The organism is Actinomycetospora sp. C-140 (assembly GCF_054796175.1).
Genome location: NZ_JBTWNF010000009.1, coordinates 24,829 through 40,793, shown reverse-complemented (window position 1 = coordinate 40,793; position 15,965 = coordinate 24,829). Strand labels below are relative to the sequence as shown.

Here is a 15,965-nt window from a genome sequence, read left to right as displayed (position 1 = left end):
GATGGCCCCACCCCCGCAGAGCCACTACGCCGACGGCGGCGGCGTGACGTACCACTACCACGACCTGGGCACGGGTCCGGACACGATCTTCCTGCACGGCGGCGGGCCCGGCTGCAGCGCGTGGACCGACTTCGGCCCCGTCGCGCCGCTCTTCGCCGCGCACCGGCGCTGCCTGCTCGTCGACATCCACCAGTACGGCGGGTCGGAGAAGTCGCGGATCACCGGCCCGATGTGGGACCACCACGCGGCGAAGACCGTCGCGCTGATGGACACCCTCGGCGTCGACCGTGCCGACTTCGTCTGCAACTCCTGGGGCGGCACGATCGCGATCGCGCTCGCGGCGACCCACCCGGAGCGGGTCCGGTCGCTGGTGATCACCGGCAGCATGCCGGTGTTCCACGGCCCGCTCGCGCCGCTGCCCGAGGGCGGGCGCCGCGGTCGCAACGCCCGCGACGCCTACTACGGCGGCGAGGGCCCGACGCGGGAGAAGATGCGCGCGCTGATCACGCGGCTGGAGTGGTACGACCCGGACGCCCTGCCCGAGGAGACCCTCGACCTGCGCTACCGGCAGAGCCTCGACCCCGGCGAGCGCGAGCTCGCGGCCATGTCGGACTCGCCGCGCGGCGACTGGCAGGACCTCTCGGGAGAGCTCGGCCGCCTCCAGGCGCCGGTGCTGTTCATCTGGGGCATGCAGGACGCGTTCCTCACGCCCGACTACCCGCTGATGCTGGCCCGGATGGTGCCGCGCGGGAACCTGCACGTCATGGACCACGCCTCCCACCACCTGCAGGAGGAGCGCCCCGAGGCGTTCCACAGCGTGGTGCGGGGGTTCCTGGAGTCCGCACCGTCGCCGGGCGCGCTCTCGGGGTCGCTGCAGGAGGAGGTGGCCGCCCGGTGAAGCGCCTCGTCATCGTCCTGCTCGCGCTGCCGCCGGTCGCCGTGCTCGCGCGCCGGCTCGCCGCCCGCAGCAACACCCAGGTGCACCGGATCAACAAGGGAGCCCCGTCGTGAGCATCTGGACCGAGCTGAGCCCGCTGCCGTTCCGGCTGGAGTACGTCGTCGCCGGCGGGGTGGAGACCCGCACGCTGCGCGCGGGCGACCCGGACGCCGAGGCCGTCGTGTTCCTGCACGGCACGAGCGGGCACCTCGAGGCGTTCACCCGCAACGTCGCCGCGCACGCCGCGTACGACCTGCACGCGATCGACATGCTGGGCCACGGCTGGACCGGCAAGCCCGACCGTCCCTACGAGATCGCCGACTACGTCGACCACCTCGTCGCCTACCTCGACGCGGTCGGCGTCGAGCGCGCGCACATCGTGGGGGAGTCGCTCGGCGGCTGGGTCGGCGCCCGGCTGGCGACGACGCGCCCGGAGCGGCTGCGGAGCCTCCAGCTGCTCTGCGCGGGCGGGACCGTCGCGAACCCCGAGGTCATGGACCGCATCCGCACGAGCACGAAGCAGGCGGTCGAGAGCGACGACGTCGAGCTCACCCGCCAGCGTCTCCAGCTGCTCATGGCCGACCCGGCGAACGCCACCGAGGAGCTCGTCGAGGTCCGGCACGCGATCTACCACGCGCCGGAGTTCGTCAAGAACGTCGACAACCTGCTCTCGCTGCAGGACATGGAGCGCCGGCAGCGCAACCTGCTCACGCCCGAGGAGCTGGGCCGCATCACCGTCCCGACGCTCGTGGTGTGGGGACGGGAGAACCCGTTCGGCGAGGTCCCCGAGGCGACGCGGATGCACGAGGCGATCCCCGGGTCGCAGCTCGAGCTGCTCGAGCACTGCGGCCACTGGCCGCAGCACGAGCAGGCGGCGCGCTACAACGAGATCAGCCTGGCGTTCCTGCGGAGAGCTCGGGGCTGACCGGCTCCTCGGTGGGGTGGTCGCTGCGCAGCGCGATCCCGGCGCCGATCGAGATCAGCGACCCGACGGCCATGTAGACCGCGATGCCGACCCAGCCGCCGGTCGCGTCCTGGATCGAGGTCGCGATGGCGGGCGCGAACGCGTTGCCGAGGATGGTGCCGAGCGTGAAGCCCAGCGAGAGCCCGCTGAAGCGCAGCATCGCCGGGAACGCCTCGGAGAAGAACACGGGGTACATCGCGTAGTTCGCCGCGTACGGGATGAAGATCGCGAGGAAGCCCAGGAACATCAGGAACCACGAGCGCGTGTTCAGCAGCGCGAACCAGACGAACGGCGTCACGACGAGGCCCGCGGCACCCCAGAGGAACACCTTGCGGACGCCGACGCGGTCGGCGAGGTGCCCGAACCACGGCACGAGCACCATGAGGAACAGCGCCGCCGGCAGCAGCGCCGCGAGCACCGCGGTGTTCGACAGCCCGAGCATCGTCTTGCCGTAGGACACCGAGTAGACGGTCGTGACCGTGAACATCGTCCCCGCCGCGATCGTCGCGAACGCCACGAGCAGCACGTTGCGCCAGCCCTGACGCAGGACGTCGAGCACGGGCAGCTTGCGCACCAGGCCCGAGGCCCGCGCCTCGAGGAACGCCGGGCTCTCCTCCAGCGTGATCCGCACCCAGAACCCGACGACGACGAGGATCGCCGAGAGCAGGAACGGCACCCGCCAGCCCCAGCTCAGCAGGGTCTCCTGCGGCAGCGTCAGCACGACGAGGAAGACGACGTTCGACAGGATCATGCCGGCCTGCGTGCCGGTGTTGACCAGCGCGCCGCGGAACCCGCGACGGTGCGGCTCGGCGTGCTCGACGGTCATGAGCACCGCGCCGCTGTACTCCCCGCCGACCGAGAGGCCCTGCAGGATCCGCAGCGCGACGAGCAGCACGGGCGCCCCGACCCCGATGCTCGCGTAGGTCGGGAGCAGGCCGATGACGAACGTCGACCCGCCCATCAGCACGAGCGTCGTGACCAGCACGGCCTTGCGCCCGATCCGATCGCCGAGGTGGCCGAACACCACGCCGCCCAGCGGGCGCGCCACGTAGCCGACGCCGAACGTCGAGAGCGCGATGAGCGTGCCGGACAGGGTGTCGAAGGTCGGGAAGAACAGCTTCGCGAACACCAGCGACGACGCGAGCCCGTAGATCGCGAAGTCGTAGTACTCGACGGTGGTCCCGATCCAGCTCGCGAGCACGGCCTTGCGCGGGCTGTGCCGGATCTCGGATGCACTGGTCATGAGCGGGCTCCCGGTGGCTCCCCGTGGTGGGTTCCGGACAGCCTGCGACCGGCCGGGGCGTCGTCCCAGCTCTCGGTCCGGTCAGTGAGACGGGCCGGCCGACCGGTCCAGGTCGGTGTGGGCGACGATCCGGTCGGCGAGGTCCGTGGAGTCCAGGGTCGCCGGGGGGTGCTCGGCGACGAACCGCAGCAGCCGGTCGGCGAAGGCCCGGGGCTGGTCGCAGTGCGGGAAGTGCCCGGCGCCGTCGAAGAGCGCCAGCTCGCTGCCCGGCACGATGTCGTGGGCGCGGTGCGCGTGGTCGACGGGGATGAGGGTGTCCGCCGTGCCCCAGGCGATGAGCAGGGGGAGGTCCGCGGCCAGGTCGAGGCGGTCGGTGGCGCGCACCCGCTGGCCGCCGGCGTCGATGACGCTGCGCGCGGTGTGGAGGAACGCGCGCCGGTGCACCGGGTCGGCCAGCGACGCGAGCGCGCGCCCGGCCTCGGACGCCGACGGCGACGACAGCCTGGGGACGTTGTCCACCAGCCGCCGTCCCCAGCGCACGAGGGGCCCCGACGACAGCATCGGGACGACCCAGTCGGCGCCGGGCAGCGTCGCCGCCCGCAGCGCGGGGCTCACCTCGCGCCCGAGGCCGCCGGAGTCGATGAGCACCAGCCGGCTCGTGTGCTGCGGGAACTGGAACGCGAACTGCTGGGCGATCCCGCCGCCGAGGGAGTGCCCGACGACCGTGGCCCGCGTGTGGCCGAGGGAGACGAGCAGGTCGCGCAGCCCGGTCGCGTACCCGCCGAGGGAGTAGTCGGCCCACGGCGCCGACGACGAGCCGTGGCCGAGCAGGTCGGGGGCGAGGAACCGGTGTGTGTCCCGGCGTCGCGCCATCTCCGCGAGCAGCGGGCTCCACGTGTGCGCCGAGCCGGCGATGCCGTGCACGAGCAGGACGAGCTCGCCGTCGGGGGTGTCGCCGTCCACCGGGCCGGAGTCCCAGAAGGCGACGTGGTCGCCGTGCACCTCGGCGTGGCGCCGGGCGGTGCGGCGGCGCGTGCGGTCGGTGTCCATCACCGAGGAGGCTTCCCGGTGCGGGCGGAGCGCGTGCGTCAGCCGGCTATGAGTTGCGTCGCCGGGCCCACCTGGCGCTCCCAGCGGTTGAGGGCCTCGACGTAGTAGTAGTCGCCGAACTGGATGCCGGTGTCGACCTGGCCCTCCTGCACGTTCTGGGTGCCGTGCAGCAGGACCGACGGCGTGTTCGTGCCCCGCGACAGGTAGGGCGGCGCCGAGAGCGGGGTGAGCAGCGTGCGCGCCCCGTCGACGTCGGCGTTCTTCTGCGCCGGGTCGGCGTCGAGCTCGTTCATCGCGAGCAGGCCGCTCGCGACCACCGCGCCGGCCGAGGTGTCGCGGGGCTGCGACGGGTCCTGCGGCACGTTGAAGTCCCAGTACGGCACGTGGTCCGGCGGCAGGTGCGACATGAACCAGTCCGCGGTCCGGTGCGCGGTCTCGAGGTAGCGCGGGTTCTGGGTGTACCGGTAGGCCATCGCGTAGCCGTAGACCGCCCACGCCTGGCCGCGGGCCCACGTCGAATCGTCCGCGGCGCCCTGCTCGGTGTACTGGCGGGTCAGCTGCCCCGTCTGCTGGTTCCAGGACGCGAACTGGAAGGTGCTGCCGTCGGGACGCACGATGTCCTGCAGCGTCCGGTCGGCGTGGCTGTTCGCCATCGCCGTGTACTGCGGGCGGCCGTTCTGCCCGGCCCAGTACAGGAGCTCCATGTTCATCATCGCGTCGATGTTCACGCGCACGTCGCCGGGATCGTCGGCGTCGTCCCACATGCGCATGACGCCGACGGTCGGCTTGAAGCGCTTCGCGATGGTGTCGGCGGCGGCGAGCGCCGTCTGCTTCGCCTGCTCGTCGCCGGTGAGCTGGTGCTGGACGGCGAAGGTCATGTACATCTTGAAGCCGAGGTCGCCGTCGTCGTGCGACGTCTCCGACGTCAGCGGCTGGGTCCAGCGGACGGCGCGGTCACGCCACGCCGGGTCCTGGGTGCGCTCGAAGATCCGCCAGAGCGTCGCGGGCAGGAAGCCGGCCGTCCAGTCGTCGGCCTCCTTGGTCTGCCACGACCCGTCCGGGCTGGTCCGGGTCGGGTAGTTCGGCGGCTGGAGGGTGTCGGCCGTCGCGGCGAGGCGCTGGTCGGCGAAGGCGACGGGGCTCTCCTGGGCACCCGGCGCCGCGGCGCGGGCGTCGCGGGCCGTGGCGGCCTGCGCGGGCCCGGGCTCCGGTGGCGGTCCCGTCGGCGCCGAGCCGCAGGCGGCGGTGACGGCGAGGGCCGTGACGATCGTGGCCGCGAGGGCGAGCAGCCCCCATGCCCTGTGCCGTTCCTGCGTCATCGCGATCCCCCCGGGTCGCCGGTCCGGTCGAGCGCAGGACGCTAACAGCCCGGGAGGAGCGCCCCGATCCAGGTCAGCCGGCGAGCGGCGAGCGCTGCTGGTCGTGGGCGGCGTGGCGGGGCGCGGGGATGCTCGCGACGATCGCGGAGCGCCGCTGCGCGCGGCGCACCATCGCGGCCCGGGCGGCCTGCTCGCGCACACCGGCAGCGGCCCGCTCGTCGATCGTGCCCCGGCGGGACATGCTCACCAGGGGGGTGGCGACGAACGCGCCCACACCGACACCCAGCGCACCGACTGCGGCCAGAACACCCATGATCTTCCCCCGATGGTCCCCGACGCGTTCCCCCGATGGAACGCTGATGCCCCGGGTGTCGCCGGGTGACCGCCCGTCGTTATCGCCCGTGCGACACACCACTCGTTCGGCTGACGGGACCGGTCCGGGAAGTGCTTGGACGGCCCCGCGGTGCGTGCCCGAGGATGCGCCCGTGAGCCTCCCCGAGGCCGTCCGCGTGACGCCTGCCGACGATCTCTCCGCGTTCGACGCCCTGGTCGGCGACGCCCACGTCGTCGCGCTGGGGGAGAACAACCACGGCATCCGCGAGTTCGGGGAGCTGCGGGCGCGGTTGGTCCGGCACCTCGTGCGCGAGCGGGGGTTCGGCGTCGTGGCGCTGGAGTCGGGCTTCGCGGAGAGCGCCCCGGTCGACGCGTGGGTGCAGGGAGCGGCCACGGAGTGGAACGGGCTCGCCCACGACGGCTTCACGTTCCGCGCGGGCGACGCCGCGGAGATGCGGGAGCTGGTCGGCGGGCTGCGCTCGCACGTCGTCGAGGGCGGGCGGGTGCGCTTCGTGGGCCTCGACCTGCCCGGCTCGGGAGGGTCGCCGGAGCCCGCGCTGCGACGGGTGCGGGAGTCCCTCGGGGCCGCGGTGGACGCGCTCGTCGACGCGGCGCTGGCGGCGACGGCGGGCTACGCGGCCGCGAACAACGGCCTCGCACCGGGTCGCTACGCCGCCCTCGACGCGGACGCCCGCGACCGGGCCACCGCCGCGCTGACCCGGGTGCTGCTGCGGGTGGAGGCGCTCGGGCCGCCGGCGTCGGTCGAGCGTCACCTGGCGCTCGGGGCACTGCGCCTCGACGAGCAGCTGCGCGAGTTCGCCGTCCTGTTCGCGCCCGATCCGCCGTCGCGCGTCGTGTCGTCGCGCGACGTCTACATGGCCGAGACCGTGCGGCGCCTGCGGGAGTGGGCGGGCCCCGGCGAGCGGATCGTCCTGCTCCTGCACAACGGTCACGCGCAACGCGTCCCCTTCACCTTCCTGCCCGGCGTCACCGCCCCGTCGACGGGGACGCTGCTCGCCGAGACCTACGGCGACGACTACGCCGTCGTCGGCCTCACGGCGCTCGCCGGCACGACCACGGGCCTCGCGGTCGACGAGGCCGGACGCCACGGGATCACCGTGCACCCCGAACCCCTGGGCGATCCCGCGCCGGACGGCGTGGAGCAGGCGGTGCGCGAGCGCGGCGAGGCGCCGGTGCTGCTCGACCTGCGCGCGGCCCGCGGGGACGTCGGCGGCCCGCAGAGCATCCGGCACGCGACGACCCACATCCCCGTCGACGTCGCCGCCGGTTACGACGGCATCTACTGCCTGCCGCGCCAGGAGACGTCGGGGTTCGTGGGCTGAGGACCAGAGCAGCGACGCCGTACGGGGGCTGCTGGAGATCAGGAGTGCTGTACGCACCCCGTCGCGGCTCGGGAGGTGCCTGACGCGCTCCTGATCTCTCTCAGACGGACGCCGCGACCTCCGGGACGGGGCCGAGCAGCTCGATGCCGTTCCGCGCGGCGACCGCCAGCACCGCCTCCATGGTCGGCTCGCCGTCGGCGGCGAGGGCGGCCACGGCGCGGGAGAAGCCCTCCATCGGGGCGCCCGGCGCGTGGACGACGAACGCCTCCGCGTCGGCGCCGGTCTCGTTGCGGATCGTGTGCGGCGTGCCGCCGGCCAGGGGCATGACCTCGCCGGCCGCGGCGGTGGTGCGTGTGACCCGGCCGTCGTCGCCCGCGACGTAGAAGGCGAACTCGCCGGCGAGCACGTGGTAGACCTCGCCGGGCGCGTGCCGGTGCATCACGGGTGGTCCGCCGCCCGGTGGCATCCGGACCAGGACGGCGAACAGCGCGCCGTCCGTCGCCTCGCTCGTCGCGAGCACGACGATCTCGTCCCCGCCCAGTTGGATGCGCTCCGCGGTGGCAATATCGACAGGAAGCTTGTCCATATGGCGACGATAGACAGGAGGCCTGTCGAATGTCCACCCGCATCCCGGTGCTGGCCGGCCACGAGCGGCCGGCCAACCTCGCTGTGCTGCTCCGGGAGGCCTTCGTCGCGCTCAACGACGTCGTGCTCGACCGGCTCGCCCACGACGGTCACGAGGCGGTACGTCCGGCGCACGCGGCGGTGTTCCAGTACCTCGACGACACCGGGACGACGGTCAGCCTGCTCGCCGAGCGGGCGCAGATGACCAAGCAGGCGATGGCGGAGCTCGTGCGCCATCTCGAGGAGCACGGCTACGTGGTCCGCGTCCCCGACCCGACCGACCGCCGCGCGAAGCTCGTCGTGCCGACCGACCGGGGCTCCGACGTCATCGCGCTGGCGCAGGGCCTGGTGCCGGAGGTCGAGGAGCGCGTCGTGGGCGTCCTGGGTCGCGACCGTCGCGACGCGCTGTGCGCCGACCTGCGGGCGCTGCGGGAGGCGTTCGCGCCGAGTTGACGACTCGTCGCCGGTGTCGTCTCCTGTCGTGCTGTGTCGCCGGTGTCGTGTACACTCGAACACGTGAGCGAACGGGTGGGTGCGGCCGAGCGGGAGATGCTCGCTCGCGCCCGCGCGCGCATGGTCGCCCGCAACGTCGAGCACTACCGATTGCTCGAGGACGTCGCCGAGCTCGACCGCCGCGGGGTCGCCGAGCTCACCGGGGACCGGTGGGTCGACCGGCTGGTCGCCGAGCTGGGCCGGTACGACCGCGCCGAGGCGACCCGGCTGGTCGCGGAGTCTCGCGACCTCGTGCCGCAGCGGGCGCTGTCGGGGGAGCCGCTGGCGGCGCGCTACCCCGGCACCGCCGACGCACTCGCCACCGGCGCGATCAGCTCGGCGCACGTGGCGGTGATCCGCCGGACCATGGCCAGGATCGAGAAGCTCGAGCACCTCGCGCCGGCGGTGGTGGCCGAGGCGGAGAGCAGGCTGGCCGAGGACGCCCGGGAGCTGGGGCCGCGCGGCCTCGAGAAGGCGGCGGCACGCCTGCTGGCCCACCTCGACCCCGACGGGGCGGCTCCGGAGCCCGCGGGCGACGGCCCGGACGAGGTGCGGGTGCTGCGCCGCCGGGACGGCACGCTGGATCTGCGCGGGAGCATCCGCGACACCGCCGCCGCCGCGTTGATCGACGAGGGGTTCGACGTGATGTCCGCCCCGGCCGGCCCGGACGACCACCGCGGGCTCGCCGCCCGGCAGGCCGACACGCTGATCGAGCTGTTCGCCGGCGCGGCCGGGTCCGGCGGGCTGATCACCGACACGCGCCGCGAAGGCGAGGCCGAGGTCGACGCCGAGGTCGGCGCGGGCCCCGCTGAGGATGCCGCGCAGGGTGCCTTGATCCCCGGCCCACGGCTCCCCGAGCCGACGGAGACGTCCGCGCCGGCGTCCGCGGGCCGGGCGCTACTGACGATCACCATCGACCACCGGTGGCTGCGCCGGGCCACCGGGCACGGCACCCTCGACGGCGAGGCCCTGGCCGACGTGCACACCGTGCGCCGCTGGGCCTGCGACGCCGAGATCATCCCCATGGTGCTGGGCACGCGTTCCGAGCCCCTCGACGTCGGGCGGCGCTCCCGCGCGGTCACCGACGCGATGCGCCGCGCGCTGAACCTGCGCGACGGCGGCTGCGCGTTCCCCGGCTGCACCCGACGGCCCCGGCGCTGCCACGCCCACCATCTCGATCACTGGGTCGACGGCGGCGAGACCTGCCTCGAGAACCTGTGCCTGCTGTGTCTGTACCACCACCAGCTGGTGCACCACAGCGACTGGACCATCGCCATGGTCGGGGGCCGGCCGTGGTTCACGCCGCCGAGCTGGGTGGACCCCGACCGAAGACCGCGTCCCGGCGGGCGGCATCCCGTGTCACTCTGACCGCCGCCGACCGGGTCCCGAGCTCGAGGTCATCGGCGACGGCCGGTCAGCCGAAGCGGTAGCGGCTGCCGACCGAGCCGGGCACGAAGGCGTCGGGCAGGTCGGTGGCGAGGCGCATCTGCGCGCGCCAGCCCGTGCAGTGCGCGGGCACGACGACGTCGGGCGCCAGGTCGGCCAGCGCCGCGACGGTGGGCTCGATGACGGGTTCGAAGCCGGGACCCGAGAGGTGCAGGCCGCCGAGCAGGGCGTGGAGGTGCTCGACGCCCGTGAGTCGCAGGGCGTGGCGGGCGATGTTGACCGCGCCGGCGTGGCCGCAGCCCGTGATCACGACGAGACCGCGGTCGCGGACGTTCACCACGAGCGCCTGGTCGTCGACGATCCACGGGTCGGGCCGCCACGCGCCGTCGACGTGGCCCTCGTGGTGGGGCAGGCCGGTCTCGAAGTCGGTGACGCGGTCGACCTCGCCGGTGACGAGCACGCAGTCCTCGAGGAGCACCGAGGGCGAGCGGCGCTCGACGAGTGAGAAGCCCTCGCCCTCGAGGGCGCGGCGCGACAGGGTCGGGATGGCGAACGGCGGCGCGCCCGGCGGGACGAGCCGACGCGGGGTGAAGGCGCCCGGGTGGAGCACCAGCGGCAGCGCGTGACGACCGAGCCAGCGCACGAGTCCGGGGAAGCCGCCGGTGTGGTCGCCGTGGCCGTGGCTCAGGACGACGGCGGCGAACGTCGACGGGTCGACGTCGAGCCGGCGCCCGTTGCCGGCCATCCCGTCGGGGGAGATGCCGGTGTCGAACAACAGGGTGTGCTCGTGGGCGCCGCGGCGCACCGTGACGACGGCGGCGAAGCCGTGCTCGGCGACCAGACCGGGCGCGGCCAGCCCGTCGGTGTACTGCTCGCCCGCGACGCGAGGGCCCGTCCCCGTCCGTGCGCGGGTGGCGACGGCGTCGCCCGCGAGCAGCGCGTCGAAGAGGTTGTCGGTGAGGACCGTGACCGTGAGGTCGTCGACGGGCGCGAGGGCGATCGGGTCGACCGCGGCGCCGGGCGCCGGTCGGGGCGCGGCGAGCCGGACCTCGTCGGCGGTCGGTGTCTCCTCGCACACGCGTCGGAGAGTAGGACCGCGTGGGATTGAACGGCAGGCGCACCGGGCACGCGGTGGGTGAGCACGAACCGCCGACTCCGGCCGGTTCCTCCTCGGCCCGTCGAGATGGTGGCGGGACGTCATCCATACCCCCGCGAGATCGCTGCGGCGGCCGAGGCCTCGATGCGCGTTCGATGCGCTCGATCTGTCAGGCACCCGTGGCGGTCTCTGCTGTTCTGCCACCAGGAGAAAGCCCCGATGACCTCCACGGTGCCTCGACAGGACGAGGCCCCCGAGACCACTGGAAACACCGACGACCCCGAGACTCCCGGGAACACGATCCGGACCGTCGGCCTCCTCGCCGACCCGGGACTCCCCACCAAGCTCGCGGCCCAGGTCGCGAGCGACCTCCCCGACCTCCTGGCCTGGCGGCTGCCCGGCCGCACCTGGCGCGTGGAGACCGCCGAGGGCCCGGTCGGGCTCGACGCCGAGGGCCTCATGCCCATGCTGCGCACCGGCTGCGAGCACCAGCGCCGGCACGGCTGGGACGTCGTCGTCATCGTCACCGACCTGCCGCGCCGGGCGGGGACCGAGCCGCTGGTGTCGGACTTCGGGTCCGACGACGGCGTCGGTCTCGTCTCCGTGCCCGCGCTCGGGGCGGTCGCGCTGCGACGGCGGCTGCGGACCGCGGTGGTCGACCTGCTCGCCCACGGGCTCGCCGACCCGACAGCCACGACCGCGACCGCCACACCGACCCGACCCACCCTCCTCTCCCCGCCCATCTGCCGGATCGCGTCGCAGCACGAGGGCATCGACAGCCACCTCGCGCTGACGGGGACGCGCGGGCGCCTGCGCCTGCTCGCGGGCATGGTCCGCAGCAACCGGCCGTGGCGCCTGGTCCCGAGCCTGTCGACCGCCCTCGCCGCGGCGGCGGCCGGTGCCGCGTTCGGGATCTTCTACTCGAACATCTGGGCACTCGCGGGCGAGGCGGGTCCCGGCCGGCTCGCCCTCGTCGCGGTGCTCGCGGTCGCGGCGATGAGCACCTGGCTCGTCGCCGACAACCACCTCTGGGAACACCCGCGATCGCGCCGGCTGCGCGCCGAGGTGCACCTCTACAACGCGGCCACGACGTCGACGATCGTGCTCGGCGTCGTGTGCTGCTACGCCCTGCTGCTGGTGCTCGCGGGGACCGCGGCCGCGGTCGTGATCCCGCCCTCGACGCTGGCGGCGACGCTCGGCCACCCGGTCGGGCCGTCGGCGTACCTCGCGGTGGCGTCGATGGCGACCTCGATGGGCATCGTCGCCGGCGCGGTCGGGTCCGGTCTCACGTCGCCCGACGACGTCCGGGCCGCCGCCTACAGCACGCGCGAGCAGCAGCGCCGCGCGCGGCTCGACCGCGAGGACGACCGGGCCGCCGAGGGTGAACAGGCCGGCACCGGGTGAACCCGGCTCACGCCGGCTGACGACGCCGGCGCGGTGCCCGGGCCGGCGCGAGCACGACACCGAGCACGGTGAGGTCGTCCGCCGACCAGCCGAGCCGTCCCCATGCGTCCACGAGCCGCAGGGTGGCCTCCGGGTGCTCCCGGCGGTCGGGGGCGTCGGCAACGGCGCGCAGGGCCCGGTCGACGAAGTCGGCGGGGACCCCGAGGACGGCGTGCGGCGTGCGGTGCAGGGTGAGGTCCTCCGCGACCGCGGTGTAGCCGTCGGCGAGGGCCCTGGCGTCGTGGTCGAGGCGGGCCACGAGGTCCGGCCACGGAGCCACCGGTTCCCGGTCGGGGGATCCGATGCCCTCGGTGTCGTCGAGGGCCGAGCGCACCGCGCGCATCGTCCGGTGCACGACGCCGAGAACGGTGAACCAGTCGGTGTCGTCCTCGTGGCGCCGCCGCCGTTCGGCGCGGTACTGCAGGAAGTCGGCCTCGAAGAAGAGCAGCTGGTGGTCGCTCACCCGCAGGCGCTCGGCGAGGTCGGCGCGGCTGCCGCGCCCGGTCAGCCACGCCGCCGTCGCCCCGAGGAGGTCGGCGAGGGCGTGCAGCGCCTGCGCCGCGTCGTGCCGGACCTCGCCGTGGCCGCCCGCCGGCCAGACCGCCGCCCCGACCGCGATCCCGACCGTCGCGCCGACGGCGACGTCGAGCAGCCGCACCCCGGCCAGCGACGGGCCGGCCGGCGCGAGCTGGGCGAACAGCACGGCGACGAGCACGGTGAAGAACGCCTGCCCGGCGATCATGCCGACGAGCTGCCCGCCGAGGACCGACGCGACGCACAGCACGGGGAAGAGCACGGCGTAGACGACCGCGTCCTGCCCGACGACCTCGAGCAGCCCGGCCGCCACGACCGCGCCGAGCGCGGTGCCGGCGATCGCCGGCAGCAGCGTCGCGCGGGTCGAGGTCACCGACGTGCGCATCAGGGTCAGCGTCGCCAGCAGCACCCACAGCCCGTGGGACAGGTCGAACGCGCCGGCGACGAGCCGGGCGAGGGCGAGGCCGACCCCGAGGCGGACGGCGTTCTGGAGGTACACCGAGCGCAGCGACAGGTGCGCCCGGACGCGGCGGCGCCACAGCAGCGCGACCGGGGCCCTCGCCCACCAGCCGAGATCGTCGGGCACGCCGGTGCGGTCGCGCGGGTCGGTGACCACCCGCGCGGCGGCCACGGCGATGCGCGCCTCGGCGAGGACCTGGGCGACCGCGACGGCCGACCGGGCGTGGTCGACCGCGGCGTCGGCGCCGTCGATGGTCGCGATGGCGGCCATCCGGCGCCGTGCGTAGGCCGTGCGGGTCCCGTCGAGGGCGGCGACGTCGGGCGGCGTGCCGTGCCCGCGCAGCGCCGCGGACGTCCGGCGCAGCGCCGCCGCGGTGGCCGACAGGGCCGTGACGGCGTCCCCCGGCACGGCGCCCGCACCCCGTTCCTCGGCCGTGAGGAGGGCCTCGACGCGCCCCTGCACCGAGCGCAGGGCCGCCCCGAGGTGCGTGAGCCCGCGATCTTCCGCCTCGGGGCCGGTCGGTCGTTCCTCCCACGGCGTGACCGACAGCTTCAGCCGCCCGACCGCGTGGGCGGCGGCCGCCCGGCGGGCCGGCAGGTCCGTGGCGCCGACGCTCGCGACCGTGTCCAGCAGGTCGGCGAGCGCGCGCGCCGCCCCCGCGGCCCGGCACGCGTAGCTCTCGAGCGGGCGCGGGGGCCACAGCGTGCGGTCGGCCAGCGCGAGCAGCCCCATCCCGAGGAGGAGGCCGAGCACGCGCTCGGGCAGCGTGTCCGGGGCGAACGGCGGGAACGACGGCAGGATGTACAGCAGCTGCAGTCCGTTGGCCACGCCGGCCGGCCGCGGGCCGCCGATCGGCAGGAACGCGACGACGACGCCGACGACGAGCATCCCGGCCGTCGCCGCCCACGTGCTCCCCGCCAGCAGCGTTCCGAGGGTGAGCAGCACCGTGCCGGTGACGAAGCAGGCGACGAGGGTGCGCGTGCGCTCGCGGGGCGTGCCGACCACCTGGGAGAGAACCCCGAACCCGATCGCCCCGAACGCCGCGTACGTCGCGGCAGTGGGGCTGCCGAACCCGTAGCGGCAGAGCATGAACGCGGTCGTGGCGACGACGGCCACGCGCGCCGCCTTCCGCGTCGCGGACAGACCGGGGTCGCGGCGGACCAGCCACCGCAATGCTCTCCGTCCGGCCACGCGCCGAGTCTGCCGCGCCGACCACGGAGATTCACAGCGGTTGCACAGCCCGTGGGCGCGCCACCACACACGGCGATGATGGTGGCGCGGAGCACGGTGGATCCGTGCCCGTCCCCCGCTACGGCCACAGCCCGTCCCTGCTCGACGGCTGGCTCCCGTGGACCGTCCAGGCGCTCGTCCTGCTGCTCCTGATCGTGGCGGTGGGGTGGCGGACCGGGCGGTTCCGCCGCCGGCGCCTGCCGGTCGTCGTCGGGCTCGGCGCGGCCGGTGCGCTCGCGGCGTGGCTGTCGTTCCGGGGGAGCGGGCTCGCCTCTGACCCGGCACCGCTGCTGCTGTGGGTGTGGGTCGGGCTGACGGTGGCGGCCGTGGTGCTCGTGGTCGCCGGCTGGGCGGGCGCGCGCTGGTGGCGGCGGACGCTGTCGGTGCTCGTGGTCCCGCTCTGCGTGCTGTGCGTCGCGGTCGTTCTCAATCAGTGGGTCGGCTACGTGACCACGGTGTCGGAGGGCTGGGGCGAGGTGACGGCCGGCCCGCTGCCGGACCAGATCGACGCCGACCAGCTCGCGTCGCTGCGCGGCAACCCGACGGCGACCGGGCACGTCGTCCCGGTGAGCATCCCGGCGACGGCGAGCGGGTTCGCCCACCGCGAGGAGTACGTGTGGCTCCCGCCCGCCTGGTTCACCGGCAGCGCGCCGCTGCCCGTCGTCATGATGATCGCCGGGGAGTTCAACACCCCGGCGGACTGGATGCGCATCGGCGACGCGACCGGGGTGGCCGACGGCTACGCCGCGGCGCACGGCGGCGTCGCCCCGATCCTCGTGTTCGTCGACGCCGGCGGGACGTTCAACAACGACACCGAGTGCGTCGACGGCCCGCGAGGCGCCGCCGCCGACCACCTCACGCGCGACGTCGTGTCCTTCGTCGAGCAGCGGTTCGGGGCGTCGCCCGACCCGCGGCAGTGGGGTGTCGTCGGGTGGTCGATGGGCGGGACCTGTGCGGTGGACCTCGCGGTGATGCACCCCGAGCTGGTCGACAGCTTCGTCGACATCGCCGGCGACGCCGGGCCCGAGGTCGGGACGAGGGACCAGACGATCGCGCGGCTCTACGGCGGCGACGCGGCGGCCTGGGCGCGGTTCGACCCGGCCACGGTCCTCGCCGGGCACCCGCCGTACCCCGACACGGCGGGCCGGTTCGTCGACTCGTCCGACGGTCCCGGCGCTTACCGCCGCCCGGGTGGGGGCGCGGGTGGGGGTCCTGGTGGCGCGGGACGGGGAGCCGGCGCCGCGAACGCCGGCGTCGGCGGGCGCGGGGGCGGCGGCGCCACCGGGCAGGAGCTGCCCGAGGCGCAGGCGCTCTGCGCGCAGGCGCAGCCGCACGGGATCGCGTGCGCGGTCGACACGCAGCCCGGCCGGCACAGCTGGCCGTTCGCCTCGACGGCGTTCGCCGACGCCCTGCCGTGGCTGGCCGGGCGCCTCGCGGCACCGGGCTCGCCGCCGTCGGCGTAGGACCCGCCCGATGTGCGACACGTCGGCACCGGCGCGAGGAAAGGTGCG

Annotated in this window: 14 protein-coding genes; 7 read left to right on the top strand and 7 right to left on the bottom strand. The window is 74.9% G+C overall.

Annotation, left to right across the window (positions count from 1 at the left end):
- Nucleotide 1 precedes the first annotated feature (1 nt).
- Nucleotides 2-898, top strand: coding sequence for an alpha/beta fold hydrolase (locus tag ACR9E3_RS16240; protein WP_460381332.1), 897 nt, complete (start codon nt 2-4; stop codon nt 896-898).
- A gap of 109 nt (nt 899-1,007) precedes the next feature.
- Nucleotides 1,008-1,862, top strand: coding sequence for an alpha/beta fold hydrolase (locus ACR9E3_RS16235; protein ID WP_460381331.1), 855 nt, complete (start codon nt 1,008-1,010; stop codon nt 1,860-1,862).
- Here the strand turns inward: ACR9E3_RS16235 and ACR9E3_RS16230 are convergent.
- The 4 genes from ACR9E3_RS16230 to ACR9E3_RS16215 all read right to left on the bottom strand — a co-directional run bounded on the left by ACR9E3_RS16230 (nt 1,828) and on the right by ACR9E3_RS16215 (nt 5,826).
- On the bottom strand, nt 1,828-3,144 hold the full coding sequence (locus ACR9E3_RS16230) for an MFS transporter (protein WP_460381330.1): 1,317 nt from the start codon (nt 3,142-3,144) through the stop codon (nt 1,828-1,830). The genes ACR9E3_RS16235 and ACR9E3_RS16230 overlap by 35 nt on opposite strands.
- A gap of 81 nt (nt 3,145-3,225) precedes the next feature.
- Nucleotides 3,226-4,194 (bottom strand): alpha/beta fold hydrolase, encoded by a 969-nt coding sequence (locus ACR9E3_RS16225; RefSeq protein WP_460381329.1) that lies wholly within the window; start codon nt 4,192-4,194, stop codon nt 3,226-3,228.
- Nucleotides 4,195-4,232: 38 nt separating this feature from the next.
- Entirely contained in the window at nt 4,233-5,513 is a 1,281-nt protein-coding gene (locus ACR9E3_RS16220) for a glycoside hydrolase family 88 protein (RefSeq protein ID WP_460381328.1), read from the bottom strand.
- Nucleotides 5,514-5,586: 73 nt separating this feature from the next.
- Nucleotides 5,587-5,826 (bottom strand): hypothetical protein, encoded by a 240-nt coding sequence (locus tag ACR9E3_RS16215; protein WP_460381327.1) that lies wholly within the window; start codon nt 5,824-5,826, stop codon nt 5,587-5,589.
- Nucleotides 5,827-5,998: 172 nt separating this feature from the next.
- Here ACR9E3_RS16215 and ACR9E3_RS16210 point away from each other — a divergent pair, with 172 nt between their 5' ends.
- Entirely contained in the window at nt 5,999-7,189 is a 1,191-nt protein-coding gene (locus tag ACR9E3_RS16210) for an erythromycin esterase family protein (RefSeq protein WP_460381326.1), read from the top strand.
- A 100-nt stretch (nt 7,190-7,289) separates the two neighbouring features.
- Here ACR9E3_RS16210 and ACR9E3_RS16205 read toward each other — a convergent pair whose 3' ends face one another.
- Nucleotides 7,290-7,775: a cupin domain-containing protein gene (locus ACR9E3_RS16205; RefSeq protein ID WP_460381325.1), complete on the bottom strand. Its 486-nt coding sequence runs from the start codon at nt 7,773-7,775 to the stop codon at nt 7,290-7,292.
- A 29-nt stretch (nt 7,776-7,804) separates the two neighbouring features.
- Between ACR9E3_RS16205 and ACR9E3_RS16200 the strand changes: the two genes are divergently transcribed.
- On the top strand, nt 7,805-8,266 hold the full coding sequence (locus tag ACR9E3_RS16200) for a MarR family winged helix-turn-helix transcriptional regulator (RefSeq protein ID WP_460381324.1): 462 nt from the start codon (nt 7,805-7,807) through the stop codon (nt 8,264-8,266).
- A gap of 63 nt (nt 8,267-8,329) precedes the next feature.
- Nucleotides 8,330-9,673 carry an HNH endonuclease signature motif containing protein gene (locus tag ACR9E3_RS16195; protein WP_460381323.1) on the top strand — a complete coding sequence of 448 codons (1,344 nt, stop codon included), beginning with the start codon at nt 8,330-8,332 and terminating at the stop codon, nt 9,671-9,673.
- Between the two features lie 46 nt (nt 9,674-9,719).
- Here ACR9E3_RS16195 and ACR9E3_RS16190 read toward each other — a convergent pair whose 3' ends face one another.
- Nucleotides 9,720-10,769, bottom strand: a complete 1,050-nt coding sequence (locus ACR9E3_RS16190; RefSeq protein WP_460381322.1) for an MBL fold metallo-hydrolase — start codon at nt 10,767-10,769, stop codon at nt 9,720-9,722.
- Between the two features lie 237 nt (nt 10,770-11,006).
- On the opposite strand from ACR9E3_RS16190, the gene ACR9E3_RS16185 reads away from it, so the two are divergent.
- Nucleotides 11,007-12,191 (top strand): hypothetical protein, encoded by a 1,185-nt coding sequence (locus tag ACR9E3_RS16185; protein ID WP_460381321.1) that lies wholly within the window; start codon nt 11,007-11,009, stop codon nt 12,189-12,191.
- Nucleotides 12,192-12,198: 7 nt separating this feature from the next.
- On the opposite strand, the gene ACR9E3_RS16180 is transcribed toward ACR9E3_RS16185, so the two are convergent.
- Nucleotides 12,199-14,415, bottom strand: a complete 2,217-nt coding sequence (locus tag ACR9E3_RS16180) for an FUSC family protein (protein WP_460381320.1) — start codon at nt 14,413-14,415, stop codon at nt 12,199-12,201.
- 104 nt (nt 14,416-14,519) lie between these two features.
- Between ACR9E3_RS16180 and ACR9E3_RS16175 the strand changes: the two genes are divergently transcribed.
- Nucleotides 14,520-15,917, top strand: coding sequence for an alpha/beta hydrolase (locus ACR9E3_RS16175; protein ID WP_460381319.1), 1,398 nt, complete (start codon nt 14,520-14,522; stop codon nt 15,915-15,917).
- The last annotated feature ends 48 nt before the right edge of the window (nt 15,918-15,965 follow it).

Excerpts from the sequence above, each read along its gene's own strand:
- ACR9E3_RS16220 (WP_460381328.1), bottom strand. The coding sequence starts at position 5,513 with ATGACGCAGGAACGGCACAGGGCATGGGGGCTGCTCGCCCTCGCGGCC.
- ACR9E3_RS16205 (WP_460381325.1), bottom strand. The coding sequence starts at position 7,775 with ATGGACAAGCTTCCTGTCGATATTGCCACCGCGGAGCGCATCCAACTG.
- ACR9E3_RS16225 (WP_460381329.1), bottom strand. The coding sequence starts at position 4,194 with ATGGACACCGACCGCACGCGCCGCCGCACCGCCCGGCGCCACGCCGAG.
- ACR9E3_RS16185 (WP_460381321.1), top strand. The coding sequence starts at position 11,007 with ATGACCTCCACGGTGCCTCGACAGGACGAGGCCCCCGAGACCACTGGA.
- ACR9E3_RS16200 (WP_460381324.1), top strand. The coding sequence starts at position 7,805 with ATGTCCACCCGCATCCCGGTGCTGGCCGGCCACGAGCGGCCGGCCAAC.
- ACR9E3_RS16240 (WP_460381332.1), top strand. The coding sequence starts at position 2 with ATGGCCCCACCCCCGCAGAGCCACTACGCCGACGGCGGCGGCGTGACG.
- ACR9E3_RS16215 (WP_460381327.1), bottom strand. The coding sequence starts at position 5,826 with ATGGGTGTTCTGGCCGCAGTCGGTGCGCTGGGTGTCGGTGTGGGCGCG.
- ACR9E3_RS16230 (WP_460381330.1), bottom strand. The coding sequence starts at position 3,144 with ATGACCAGTGCATCCGAGATCCGGCACAGCCCGCGCAAGGCCGTGCTC.